Source organism: Lysobacter sp. Root76, from assembly GCF_001428685.1.
Taxonomy (GTDB): domain Bacteria; phylum Pseudomonadota; class Gammaproteobacteria; order Xanthomonadales; family Xanthomonadaceae; genus Lysobacter.
Genome location: NZ_LMIK01000004.1, coordinates 1 through 12,088, shown reverse-complemented (window position 1 = coordinate 12,088; position 12,088 = coordinate 1). Strand labels below are relative to the sequence as shown.

At 69.6% G+C, this 12,088-nt stretch carries 11 protein-coding genes; 6 read left to right on the top strand and 5 right to left on the bottom strand.

Annotated features, from left to right (window positions below; genetic code table 11):
- Positions 1–27 precede the first annotated feature (27 nt).
- Entirely contained in the window at positions 28–630 is a 603-nt protein-coding gene (locus ASE10_RS05130) for an LON peptidase substrate-binding domain-containing protein (RefSeq protein ID WP_055902075.1), read from the top strand.
- Positions 631–1,658: 1,028 nt separating this feature from the next.
- Here ASE10_RS05130 and ASE10_RS05125 read toward each other — a convergent pair.
- Positions 1,659–3,680, bottom strand: coding sequence for a bifunctional DedA family/phosphatase PAP2 family protein (locus ASE10_RS05125; RefSeq protein ID WP_055902072.1), 2,022 nt, complete (start codon positions 3,678–3,680; stop codon positions 1,659–1,661).
- 132 nt (positions 3,681–3,812) lie between these two features.
- Between ASE10_RS05125 and ASE10_RS05120 the strand changes: the two genes are divergently transcribed.
- Positions 3,813–4,469, top strand: a complete 657-nt coding sequence (locus tag ASE10_RS05120; RefSeq protein ID WP_055902070.1) for a serine/threonine protein kinase — start codon at positions 3,813–3,815, stop codon at positions 4,467–4,469.
- A 179-nt stretch (positions 4,470–4,648) separates the two neighbouring features.
- Entirely contained in the window at positions 4,649–5,494 is an 846-nt protein-coding gene (locus ASE10_RS05115; RefSeq protein ID WP_056306367.1) for an NAD(P)-dependent oxidoreductase, read from the top strand.
- Positions 5,495–5,580: 86 nt separating this feature from the next.
- Here the strand turns inward: ASE10_RS05115 and ASE10_RS05110 are convergent, their stop codons facing one another.
- Entirely contained in the window at positions 5,581–7,170 is a 1,590-nt protein-coding gene (locus ASE10_RS05110; protein WP_055902065.1) for a M20/M25/M40 family metallo-hydrolase, read from the bottom strand.
- Between the two features lie 58 nt (positions 7,171–7,228).
- Between ASE10_RS05110 and ASE10_RS05105 the strand changes: the two genes are divergently transcribed.
- Complete coding sequence (locus tag ASE10_RS05105) at positions 7,229–7,627, top strand: glutathionylspermidine synthase family protein (RefSeq protein ID WP_055902062.1); 399 nt, start codon at positions 7,229–7,231, stop codon at positions 7,625–7,627.
- Positions 7,628–7,748: 121 nt separating this feature from the next.
- Complete coding sequence (locus tag ASE10_RS05100; protein ID WP_055902059.1) at positions 7,749–8,975, top strand: acetylornithine/succinyldiaminopimelate transaminase; 1,227 nt, start codon at positions 7,749–7,751, stop codon at positions 8,973–8,975.
- A gap of 194 nt (positions 8,976–9,169) precedes the next feature.
- Here ASE10_RS05100 and hemL read toward each other — a convergent pair whose 3' ends face one another.
- Together hemL and thiE are read right to left on the bottom strand one after the other, a co-directional pair.
- Positions 9,170–10,453, bottom strand: coding sequence for a glutamate-1-semialdehyde 2,1-aminomutase (gene hemL, locus ASE10_RS05095; RefSeq protein WP_055902056.1), 1,284 nt, complete (start codon positions 10,451–10,453; stop codon positions 9,170–9,172).
- Positions 10,446–11,108 carry a thiamine phosphate synthase gene (thiE, locus tag ASE10_RS05090; protein ID WP_055902055.1) on the bottom strand — a complete coding sequence of 221 codons (663 nt, stop codon included), beginning with the start codon at positions 11,106–11,108 and terminating at the stop codon, positions 10,446–10,448. Before thiE ends, hemL begins: the two co-directional genes overlap by 8 nt.
- Before the next feature lie 70 nt (positions 11,109–11,178).
- Between thiE and ASE10_RS05085 the strand changes: the two genes are divergently transcribed.
- On the top strand, positions 11,179–11,370 hold the full coding sequence (locus tag ASE10_RS05085) for a rubredoxin (RefSeq protein ID WP_055902052.1): 192 nt from the start codon (positions 11,179–11,181) through the stop codon (positions 11,368–11,370).
- 10 nt (positions 11,371–11,380) lie between these two features.
- Here ASE10_RS05085 and ASE10_RS05080 read toward each other — a convergent pair whose 3' ends face one another.
- Positions 11,381–11,830 carry a DUF192 domain-containing protein gene (locus ASE10_RS05080; protein WP_055902048.1) on the bottom strand — a complete coding sequence of 150 codons (450 nt, stop codon included), beginning with the start codon at positions 11,828–11,830 and terminating at the stop codon, positions 11,381–11,383.
- Positions 11,831–12,088 lie beyond the last annotated feature (258 nt).

Genomic DNA, 12,088 nt, shown 5'->3' with positions numbered 1-12,088 from the left:
ATCGTGCGGCGCGGGTACACTGGCGACATGTCGCTCGCCTCCGATGCCGCGCCGCCCAGCCCGGAATGGCTGGGCCTGTTTCCCCTGCACACGGTGCTGGTGCCCGGTGCCGCGCTCGGCCTGCGCGTATTCGAACCGCGCTACCTCGACCTGGTCCGCGACTGCGGCCGCCGCGGCCGTGGTTTCGGCGTCTGCCTGATCATCGACGGCGAGGAGGTCGGCGCCCCGGCCAGTGCCGCGGCCTTCGGCACCGAAGCGCTGATCGAGGATTTCGGCAACGACGCCGACGGCCTGCTGACCCTGCGCGTGCGCGGCGCGCGCCGCTTCCACGCGCGCCGGGTGCGGGTACGCGACAACGGCCTGCAGGTGGCCGAGATCGAATGGTGCGCGCCGGACCCGGAACAGGCGGTGCGGCCCGAACACGGCTTGCTCGCGATCCTGCTGCAGCAACTGGTCGACCGTTTCGGCGGCGAGCACGCGATGGCGCCGCGGGTGCGGATGGAGGACGCGGCCTGGGTCGGCTGGCGCCTGGCCGAGCTGTTGCCGCTGCAGGACGCGCAGCGCCAGGCCTTGCTGCAGATCGACGATCCGCACGAGCGTCTGGACCGTTTGTTGGCGTTGTTGCCCTAGCGGGCACTCGCTCTCGCTCTGGGGTTCGCTTTCTGCTTTCTGTGGGAGCGGCGTGAGCCGCGATCGCTTGGCCCGTCCGCCCCGCTCCAGCTTTGGGGTAGGAGCGGCGTGAGCCGCGACCACGACCTCCGGCCACTACGCATATTTCGATGGGGATCGGCTTCGCTTTCTGCTTTCTGTGGGAGCGGCGTAAGCCGCGATTGCGAATTCCGTTTGCTGCGTTGGTTTCGTTCTTAAGCAACAGCTTCCGCCCGCTGCGCGAGCGGGTCACTTTCTCTTGCCACTCGCCTTGGGGTAGGAGCGGCGTGAGCCGCGACCACGGCCCTCGTTTGCCGGCGTAGGTTCCGCTACGGTTCCGCTTTCTGCCTCTGCCTTCTGTGGGAGCGGCGTAAGCCGCGATTACGAATCCCAGCTACTTCGTTGGTTTCGTTCTTAAGTAAAGGCTTCCGCCCGCTGCGCGTGCGAGTCACTTTCTCTCGCCACTCGCCTTGGGGTAGGAGCGGCGTGAGCCGCGACCGCGACCTTCGATTAGCGCGCTGGCTTCGATTCGGATTGGCTCCGCTTTCTGTGGGAGCGGCGTAAGCCGCGATCGCGAATTCCGTTTGCTGCGTTGGTTTCGTTCTTAAGCAAAGGCTTCCGCCCGCTGCGCGTGCGGGTCACTTTCTCTTGCTGGCCCAAGAGAAAGTAACCAAAGAGAAGGGCCTGCCTTGACAACCCTCCCGTGCGAGATCGGAAGTGGCGCCGGGATTTTTCGAAGGAACATCCTGTTCCTCGAAAAACGGCGCGCGTCCTGCGCGCCGCCCTTCGGGTCTGGGTGGGACTGGGCGAGTGCGGTGCGTTGGATTTCAATGCCGGGGCAACAGCAACAGCAACAGCAACAGCAACAGCAACAGCAACAGCAACAGCAACAGCAACAGCAACAGCAACAGCAACAGCAACAGCAACGGCATGCAAGCAATACAACAGTGGGATTGCGAATGGCCGCCTCGACTTTTCGATGTGAGCCCACGCCGCCTTACCGCGCAACCTCAGCGCTTGCGCTCTTCATCCGGCGAAGGCTCGCCCATCGGCGTGGTCCGCAACCGCAGCACCGGCGTGCCGTGCAGGCCGGTCGCTTCGATGCCGCCGAAGCCGGCCAGCGCGGCGCGGACCGTGGCGTGCGCGCGGACGTCGTCGCTGGTCGGCAGCCATAGCGCCGCCGCATCCAGCGGTTTGGTGAGGCGCAGCACCTGGCTCGTGCCCAGCCACAGCGGCGTACCGTCGTCGAGCTTGGCCGGAGCCCGCCACAAACGCAGCGCGTACTGCTCGTCGGGCCGCGTGCTCGGCCGCAGCAACAGCAGCGATTCGGCTTGCGCGTCCAGGGTCGCGGGCAGCACCGCCTGTTCCAACGGCGTGGCGTCGTCGTTGAGCAGGGCGATCGTCGCCAGCCAGTCGGCCTGCGGTTGCACCCGCCAGCCCTGCGCCAGCAGGGTGTCGCGCAGCGGTTGCAGAGGCCCGGCGACCTGCAGGTTCAAGGGCCAGCGCCGGCGCAGGTCGCGTTCGTTGCGGTGTTCGGGCAGGACCGCCCAGTCGCGTCGCCACCAATCGTCGGCGGACAGCACGCGGGTCGGCGCGGCGGCGGCGAACTTGGCCAGCAAGGCGTCGGCCGCGCGCGGCGCGTGCCACAGCGCGGCAGCGGCGAAGGTGCCGTAGAACAGCCAGGCCAGCGGCCGCATCCAGAACGAACGCGCGACGTGGCGACGGTAGGCGATACCCAGCACCAGCAGCCAGACGATGCCGAACAAGGTGCCGCCGACCAGGTCGCTGGGCCAGTGCGCGCCCAGGTACAGGCGCGCGAAGCCGACCAGGGTGGTGACCACGCCCGCGAGCAGGTACGGCCACACCCGCTGCCGCCCGGGCAGTTCGCGCGCGATCAGCACCGCGAAGAAACCGAACACGATCGTGGTCATGGTGACCGCGACCGAAGGGAAACCGAAGCCGGCCGGCGCCGTCGGCGGGCGCGGCATGTCGATCGCCGCCTCCAGCAGGCTGGTCAGCGCCAGACCGAACACGATCGCCGCGACCCAATGCGCGGCCGCGAGCCAGCGCCTGCGCCACAGCAGGTAACCCAACGCGACCAGCGCCGCCGGCGCCAGCACCGCGGCGTCGCCCAGGCTCGCCAGCGCGGCCATCAGGCGATCGGCCAGCGGATTGCGCAGGCTCCACATCAGTTCGTGGATGCTGTGGTCCAGGGCCAGCGGACCGCCACTGGCGAGCAGGGTCGCAAGCAGGGTGAACCAGGCCCAGCTGATCCCGAGCAGGCACACCGCCAGGATCGCGAGCGAGGCCGACTCCGGCCGGTTCGGGTCGATCAGGGCTTCTGCGTAGCGGCCCAGGTGCGGGTGGCGGTGGGTCCAGCGCAGCGCCCGCGCGAGCAGGTTGTTGGCGTGCGCGGCGAACCAGCGCCAGGTGTAGAGCACGCAGGCCCAGACCAGGGCGATCGCGACCAGCAGCCCGCCCAGCACCAGCGCCAGGCGATCGGCGACCGCCGCGACCGCGTCGTAGGACGCGCCCAGGACCCAGCCGGGCGCGAGGAACGCGGCCGCCCAGGCGATGCAGGCGAACAGGCTGGGCAGCGCGTAACGGCGCGCCGGCATGTGCAGCATGCCCGCGATCGCCGGCACGAACGGCCGCACCGCGCCGACGAAGCGCGCGATCACGATGCTCTTGCTGCCGTGGCGGCGGAACAACTGCTCGCCGCGGTCCAGCCATTGCGGATAGCGCGAGAACGGCCAGCGCTGGCGCAACTGCGGCCCCCAGCGATAACCGACCCAGTAGCTGAGCCCATCGCCGACGAACGCGCCCAGCGCCGCGCAGGCCAGCGCATACGGCCCGCTGATGTGGCCCAGGCCGACCAGCGCGCCGACCGCGAACAGCAGCGGCAGGGCAGGCACCACGATGCCCAGGATGATGAGCGCGTCGCAGAACGCGATCAGGAAGATCACCGCGCCGGCGGCGGTGGGGTTCGCCGCGATCCATGCGGTCGCGCTTTCGAGCCAGGCTGAATCCATCGGTCGATTATAGGCAGCGCGGAAGACAGGATTAGGGAGTGGGGGCGGTGGAGCGTCGAATTCAAGCGCGGCGCGCGCACCGCATCTCCAAGCCGAATCCCCAAGCCACGGCCCCGAACGTACACTGCGTACATGACCACCGACGCCATCGAAGTCGCCGCGCTCAAGGCCGACAGCTTCGGCCGCATCGCGCTGATGCGCGACGGCGACGGCCTGTTCGTGCGTCGCGACCTCGCCCACGTGCCGCTGTGGCTGCGCCTGCCGGCGTGGTGGCTGGCGCGGCGCGAGGCCCAGGCCCTGCGCTGCGTGAGCGGCCTGGCGGCGCCGCAACTGCTGCGCTGGGACGGGCGCCGGCTCGACCGCAGCTATCTCGACGGCGCCGCCATGTACCAGCGCCCGCCGCGCGGCGACCTCGGCTATTTCCGGCGCGCGCGTCGTTTGCTGCAGCAACTGCATCGCTGCGGCATCGCCCACAACGACCTGGCCAAGGAAGCCAACTGGCTGGTCCTGGCCGACGGCGCCCCGGCGGTGATCGACTTCCAGCTCGCCGTGCGCGGCCGCCCGCGCTCGCGCTGGATGCGCCTGCTGGCGCGCGAGGACCTGCGCCATCTGCTCAAGCACAAGCGCACCTATTGCCCGCAGGCGCTGACCCCGGTCGAGCGGCGCCTGCTGCAGCGGCATTCGTGGCTGCGCGAGGCCTGGTTCGCGACCGGCAAGCCGGTGTACCGCTTCGTGACGCGGCGTATCCTGCATTGGGAAGACAATGAAGGGCAGGGACCCAAGCCCTGAGCCGGCCGGGCCCTGAGCCGGTTCGCAAGCGCGTCCGTACCTGGATGGGCCAGCAGCGCATGGAGCGGCGCCTCGGCTAGGATCGATGGCATAGGCGGGCGCCCGCGCCCACGAACGACGCCACCCACGATGCAGGGATCGCCGCGCGCTGGTCGCCGGCGGTCTCTCAAGGAGTTCTCATGAGCAGCTTGTCCGGCAAGACCCTTTTCATCACCGGCGCCTCGCGCGGCATCGGTCGCGCGATCGCGCTGCGCGCCGCGCGCGACGGCGCCAATATCGCGATCGCGGCCAAGTCCGATGTCGCCAATCCGAAGCTGCCCGGCACCATCCACAGCGTCGCGGCCGAGATCGAAGCCGCCGGCGGTCATGCCCTCGCGCTCAAGTGCGACATCCGCGAAGAGGACGAGGTTCGCGCGGCGGTCGCGGCCACCGTGGATGCGTTCGGCGGCCTCGACATCCTGGTCAACAACGCCAGCGCGATCTGGCTGCGCGGAACCCTGGACACGCCGATGAAGCGCTTCGACCTGATGCAGCAGGTCAACGCCCGCGGCAGCTTCCTGTGCGCGCAGGCCTGCCTGCCGCATCTGCTGAAGGCGCCCAACCCGCACATCCTGACCCTGGCGCCGCCGCTGAGCACCGATCCGAAGTGGTGGGCCCCGCACACCGGCTACACCCTGGCCAAGATGGGCATGAGCTTCGTCACCCTGGGCCTGGCCGCCGAGTTCGGCCCGCAGGGCGTCGCGGTCAACGCGCTATGGCCGCGCACGGTGATCGCCACCGACGCGATCAACATGATCCCGGGCGTGCAGGCCGAACGCTGCAGGACCCCGGAAATCGTCGCCGACGCCGCACACGCGGTGCTGGTGCGGCCGGCGGAGGGCTACTACGGCCACTTCCTGATCGACGACGACGTGCTGTTCGCGCTGGGCATCACCGACTTCGCCGCTTACGCCGTCGATCCCACCCAGCCGCTGCTACCGGACCTGTTCCTGGATTTCGACAGCGCGCCCAAGCACAGGCGCTGAGCGAAGCCGGACGCCAGCATCGAGGTGTGGCCGGCGCAGGCTGCGGCGGGCGACGCGAACCGCATCGCCCGCCGCGTGCCGTCGCCTTACTGCTTCGCCGCCGGCTTCAGCGCATTCGACAGCGCGTACATCAGGTCGACATAGAAGCGCTCGGCCTGCGCCAGGCCTGCGATCTTCGAACCGGCCTGCGGTTCGACCACCATGTATTCGTTGGGCGCGTGCGCGCCGCTGCCGTGACCGAGGCCGCCGGAAATCATCGGCAGGCCCAGGGTCTGGGTGAACACGTAGTAGGGCGCGCTGCCGGCCAGGCGCGGTGCGATGGTCGGAGTGAAACCGTACTTGCGGTAGGTGCCGATCGCCGCACGCGACAAGGGCGCGTCGACCGAGGTCTGCGCCGGCGGATAGCCCGAGAGCTGGCGCACCACGATGTCGTCGAAGCCCTGCGCGTCGAGCTGCTTGCGGATCAGCGCCAAGGCCTGTTCCGGAGTCTGGTTCGGCACCAGCCGCGAATCGATCTTGGCCACCGCGCGGTGCGGCAGGATGGTCTTGACGCCTTCGCCGGTGTAGCCCGCGACCAGTCCGTCGATATTGAGCGTGGTGTCGAACAGCTCCGACGCCACCGCCTCGCGCACGCTGCGGCCGTTCTTCCAGCGCGTGGCGCCGAGCACGTCCAGGCTCTTGGCCGCGTCCTTCTCGCGTTCGCCGATCAGGCCGTTGTACAGGCGCTGCTCCTCGGCGTTGGGCGGACGGATCGCATCGCGGTAGCCCGGCACCGCGATCTCGCCCTCGGGCGTGGTCAGGGTCGACAGCGCCTGCACCAGGCGCCAGGTCGGCGAGTCCAGCGTCGCCGCCATCGAACCGTGGACCTCGCTCTTCTGCGAACCGCCGGTCTTGGCGTTGCCGCGCGCTTCCAGTTCGAAATACAGGATGCCCTTCACGCCCAGGAACATCCCGGCCTTGCCGTCGCGGCCCTGGGTGTTCATCGGGAAGAACACGCCGTCGGCCTTGCGCAACTGCGCCTCGTACTTGGCCACGATCTCCGGGTAGTGCGGCGAACCCAGTTCCTCCTCGCCCTCGGCCAGCACGATCAGGTTCACCGGCGGCTTGCCGCGCACCTTGATCATCGCCTCCAGCGCATTGAGGAAGGCGCGCTGCGGGCCCTTCTGATTGGTCGCGCCGCGTGCCATCAGCACCTTGCCCAGACCGGGCTCGTCGACCAGCTCGCCCTTGAAGGCGTCGACCTTCCAGCCGGTGGGCTCGATCGGCTGCACGTCGTACATCATGTAGACGACCAGCGTGTGCTCGGCGCCGGCGTCGTAATAGCCGTAGACGCCCGGATGGCCGGAGGTCGGCACCAGCGCGGTGTCGCGGAAGCCCAGGCCCTGCAGATCGGCGCGCAGCAACTCCGCCATTTCCTGGATGCCCTTGTTCTGGGCGCTGATCGAAGGCTGGCGCACCCAGCGCTGCAACTGCGCCAGATTCTCGGCACGGTGTTGGTCGAGGTAAGTGTAGATGTCGGCGTAGTCGCCATTGAACGCCGGCACCGAAGCCGCATCGAACGCGGCGGTTTCGGTGATCGAGATCTTGGGCGCGTCGGGCGCTGCGGCGACGGCGGACGTGACGACAAGCAGGGCGGACAACAGGCAGGCGAACGACGAGCGGCGCGGCTGGGTCATGAGCGTGTGGGTCCCCGGAGTGGTTCGGTGATTCTGCGCGCAGGCACCGGCTCGCCGCATGACGCAGCGCACAGTGCCCTGCAGCGCTTGTCGGCCCCAGGGTGCGCGGCTACTGCTGTCGAACAAGTCGCTGCTGCCTTTGTTGTGGCGGCTGTTTCCCGACCATCCCAACCTGCTGCCGGCCTCGCACGATCCGGCCGACATCGACGGGCCGCTGGTCGCCAAGCCGCGCCACGGTCGCGAAGGCGAGGGCGTGATGGTGTTCGAAAGCGCGCCGTTGCTGGCCGCGCCGGCCACGGTCTACCAGGCCTATTCGCCGCTGTACCGCAGCGCCGCCGGCCATGTGGTGCTCGGGGCCTGGGTGGTCGGCGACGTCGCCGCCGGCCTGGGCATGCGTGAGGACGACGACCGCGTGACCCGCAACGGCAGCCGCTTCGTGCCGCACTGCTTCGATTGATCGCAGCGGCCGATACGGGTTCTCCGGCACGGGGACCGCGTGGCCGCGTGGCGCCGGAAGGCCAGCGCCGGCTGCCGACTTGGGCGAGAATACGCATTCTCCCCAACCGACTCCGCGTCCGATGACCGCCTCGACCGAATCGCTGTTCGCCCTTTCCGAGCGCTACTACCTGCCGGTCTACCGTCCGCGCCGGATCGTGCTCGATCACGGCAAGGGCGCGCGGGTCTGGGATCGCGACGGCCGCGAGTACGTCGATTTCGGCGCCGGCATCGCGGTCAACGCGCTCGGCCACGCCCATCCGGCGCTGATCGCCGCACTGACCGAGCAGGCCGGCAAGCTCTGGCACACCAGCAACGTGTTCGTCAGCGAGCCGCCGCTGCGCCTGGCCGAAACCCTGGTCCAGGCCTCGGGTTTCGCCGAGCGGGTGTTCTTCTGCAATTCCGGCGCCGAGGCCAACGAGGCCGCGATCAAGCTCGCGCGCAAGTGGGCGACCGCGCAGGGTCGCGCGCCCGAGCGCCGCGCGATCCTCAGCTTCCGCGGCAGCTTCCACGGCCGCACCCTGGCCGCGGTCACCGCGACCGCGCAGCCCAAATACCACGAAGGTTTCGAGCCGCTGCCGCCGGGCTTCCGCTACAGCGACTTCAACGACCTGGCCGCGGCCGAAGCCGCGATGGCCGGCGGCGACGTCTGTGCGGTGCTGGTCGAGCCGGTGCAGGGCGAGGGCGGGGTGACGCCGGCGACGCAGGAATTCCTGCAGGGCCTGCGCGCGCTCTGCGATCGCCATGACGCCTTGCTGATCCTGGACGAGATCCAATGCGGCATGGGCCGCACCGGCCGCTTGTTCGCCTGCCACGGCTACGAAGTCGTGCCCGACGTGGTCACCCTGGCCAAGGCGCTGGGCAGCGGTTTCCCGATCGGCGCCATGCTGGTCGGCGCGCGCGCCGGCGAGAGCATGCAGTTCGGCGCCCACGGCACCACCTTCGGCGGCAATCCGCTCGCCGCCGCGGTCGCCGGCGCCGCCCTGCGCGAGCTGTCGTCGCCGGCGCTGCTGGCCAACGTCGAACGCCAGTCGGCCGCCCTGCGCGCCGCGCTGAGCGCCCTGGATGCCGAGTTCTCGCTGTTCTCCGACATCCGTGGCCGCGGCCTGATGCTGGGCGCGGAGCTGCGTCCGGAGCATGCCGGCAAGGCCGGCGAGATCCTCGACCGCTGCATCGACCACGGCCTGTTGCTGCTGCAGGCCGGTCCCGACGTACTGCGTTTCGTGCCGGCCCTGAACATCGCCGACGCCGACCTCGCCGAAGGCCTGGCGCGCCTGCGCACTGCCTTGGCCGGTTTCCTGGGCCGCTGAGCGTGCGGCGGGTGAGCGGTCGCGTCTTCGCGCGATCGCGGCCCGCACCCGGCCGATCAGCCTGGTTCACGAAGACGAGTTCGCGCCGGTCTACCTAGAACTGCGCGATGCAAACAGAACGGGCCGACGCAAGTCGGCCCGTTCGCGTTTCCGGAGCCGCGCGTGCGCGGCCCGGTCGACTCATCCGGTACGGATCACAGCGCGGCGAAACTCGCGCGTGCGGCCTCGATCGTATGCGCGATCTCGGCCTCGCCGTGCGCGCTGGACATGAAGCCCGCCTCGAACGCCGACGGCGCCAGGTACACGCCGCGCTCGAGCATGCCGTGGAAGAAGCGGTTGAAGCGGGCGGTGTCCGAGCCCATCGCATCGGCGAAGCTTTCGACCGGCCCTTCGCGGAAATACAGGCCGAACATGCCCGGCGCGCGGGTGGTGTGGAAGGCGACGCCGGCTTCGCGCGCGGCCGCTTCCAGGCCGTCGCAGAGCGCGTGGGTGCTGCGTTCCAGCGCATCGTGGAAGCCCGGTGCGCGGATCAGGTCCAGCGTCGCCAGGCCCGCGGCCATCGCCACCGGATTGCCGCTGAGCGTGCCGGCCTGGTAGATCGGGCCGCTAGGTGCGACCTGGCTCATCAGATCGCGGCGACCGCCGTAAGCGCCGACCGGCATGCCGCCGCCGATGATCTTGCCGAAGGTGCTCAGGTCCGGAACGATGCCGTAGCGCTGCTGTGCGCCGCCCAGGGCGACGCGGAAACCGGTCATCACCTCGTCGAAGATCAGCAGCGCGCCGTAGCGCGTGCACAACTCGCGTAGGTGCTGAAGGTAGCCGTCCTTGGGCAGGATGCAGTTGGCGTTGCCGACGATGGGCTCGATGATCAGGCCCGCGATCTGGTCGCCGACATCGTCGAACAAACGCGTCGCGGCGTCGAAATCGTTGTAGGGCAGGGTCAGGGTCAGATCGGCCAGCGCCGACGGCACGCCCGGCGAATTCGGCAGGCCCAGGGTCAGCGCGCCGCTGCCGGCCTTGACCAGGAAGCTGTCGCCGTGGCCGTGGTAACAGCCCTCGAATTTGACGATGCGGTTGCGCCCGGTCGCGCCGCGCGCGACCCGGATCGCCGACAGCGTGGCCTCGGTGCCCGAGTTCACCATGCGCACCATCTCGCAGCTGGGCACGATCGCGGTGATCGCCTCGGCCATGGTCACTTCCAGCGCATTGGGCACGCCGAAGCTGAGCCCGTCGCGCATGGTGCGCGCGACCGCGTCCAGCACCTGCGGGTGGGCGTGGCCGGCGATCATCGGGCCCCAGGAGCCGACGTAGTCGACATAGCGGTTGCCGTCGACGTCGTACAGGTACGCGCCTTCGGCGCGCTGGGCGAAGAACGGCTCGCCGCCGACGGATTTGAACGCGCGCACCGGCGAATTGACGCCGCCGGGCAGGAGCTCGGAAGCGCGGGTGAACAGGGCGTGCGAACGGGCGTTATTCATGGGCGGGCGCGGGGTCTTGGGAAAGGGGAGCGGGGTCGAAACAGGCGTGGTAGGCGCGGGTCGCGGCGGCCGGGTCGGGCGCGTCGAACACGCCGCTGATCACCGCCAGCAAGTCGGCGCCGGCCTCGACCAGGCCGCGCGCATTGTCCGGGGTGATGCCGCCGATCGCCACCCGCGGCACCGCCAGCGCGGCGGCGTCGCTCAGCAACTGCGGCGCGGCGCGGCGCGCGTGGGGCTTGGTCGAGGAGGGGAAAAACGCGCCGAAAGCGACGTAATCGGCGCCTGCCGCGACCGCGGCGCGGGCCAGATCGGCGCGGTCGTAGCAGGAGGCGCCGAGCAGGGCGTCGCCGCCCAGGGCCTGCCGCGCGGCCGCGATCTCGCCGTCGTCCTCGCCCAGATGGGCGCCGTCGGCGCCGATCGCCGCGGCGAGGCGCCAGTCGTCGTTGACGATCAGCGGCACCCGGTGGCGGCGGCACAGCGGCAGCAGGGCGCGCGCCTGGCGCTCGCGGGTCGCGGCGTCGCCGGCCTTGTTGCGGTACTGCAGCCAGACCGCGCCGGCGGCCAGGACCTGTTCGACCCGCGCCAGCAGGCGCGCGTCGTCGTTCTCGTCGGGAGTGATCGCGTAAACGCCGCGGCGCGGCCAGGATGAATGCATGACGGCGCTTCCGTGGGCGCGACTGGAGTGGGACAATGTACGTTCCGCAGAAAACGCATTATCCGCCCATATGTCCGAGACCGCCGTCGTCACCGTCTTCCGTACCTGGATGTGCGTCGTGTGCGGCTTCATCTACGACGAGGCCAAGGGCCTGCCGGAGGAGGGCATCGCCCCCGGCACCCGCTGGGAGGACGTGCCCGACACCTGGACCTGTCCGGACTGCGGCGTGACCAAGGACGACTTCGAAATGATGGAGGTCTGAGGCCGCCGCCTCAGGGCTTTGGCGGCAGCCCCGGGCCGAAGGTCAGGACTGCGCCGTCGTTCAGCTTCAGCTTGGCCGCCTGGCCGGCATTGAGTTCCAGCACATAACGCGCCGGCGCATTGCTCGGATAGGGCGGGCACTGGTTGCCGGCCGAGCACGGCGGCACGTCGCGCTGCTGCGACACCAGCTTGCGGGAATCGTCGAAATACAGGATGTCCAGCGGGATCTTGGTGTTCTTCATCCAGTACGACTGCGGCTCCTGGCGCTCGTGGATGAAGATCATGCCGCTGCCCTCGGGCATTTCCTCGCGGAACATCAGGCCCATCGCGCGCTCTTCGTCGTCGTCGGCGACCTCGACGGTGTAGCGCTGACCGCCCAGCTCCACCCAGGAATCGGCGCCGCTGGCGCAACCGGACAGGACCAGGGCGCCGCAGGCGGCCAACAGACGTAGCGTGGACATCGAGTTTTTCCTTGTTCCGTAAGGGTGCGGCGACCTTCGGGCAGGCCGGCGCGGCGGTCAAGTCGAAAAAATTTTCGCCGCCCCCCTTCCCAATTCAGATTTGGCTGTGCACAATGCGCGCCCCGCTCACCGGGACGGCCGAAGGGCCTGAACGGAAGACGGGAAGCGGTAAGAAAAAAGGTTTCGCAGGGTGTTGACGGTCGCGAAATCTGCTGTAAGATGTGCGGCTCCCTCGGGCACTTTGGTGACGAGGACGGA